Source organism: Vallitalea longa (genome assembly GCF_027923465.1).
Lineage (GTDB): Bacteria > Bacillota > Clostridia > Lachnospirales > Vallitaleaceae > Vallitalea > Vallitalea longa.
This window is the reverse complement of the sequence record NZ_BRLB01000100.1, coordinates 1-244: the sequence shown is the minus strand read 5'-3', so window position 1 is coordinate 244 and position 244 is coordinate 1. Positions and strand designations below refer to the sequence as shown.

Here is a 244-nt window from a genome sequence, read left to right as displayed (position 1 = left end):
ATTATAATGCAGTAATAAAAGATCAGTATGGAAATGTACTGAATAAAGATGTAAGTTGGTCGTTAAAAACACCAGCAAATGGAGTAAGTATAAATCCAGAGACTGGTTTATTACAAATAACCAACCAAGCAAATGCAGGAACAGTAGTAGTAGTGGCTTCTAGTAATGGAATGACTGAAGAAAAAACAGTAACGATAGAAAAAGCAGAATCAGAAGTAACAAATATCATTATAGATGGAGCTAG

General features: G+C 32.8%; 1 protein-coding gene. It reads left to right on the top strand.

All coding sequences use genetic code 11. From position 1 onward, the window contains the following. On the top strand, positions 1-244 hold a 244-nt coding region (locus tag QMG30_RS24970; RefSeq protein ID WP_281819951.1), incomplete at both ends, for a hypothetical protein.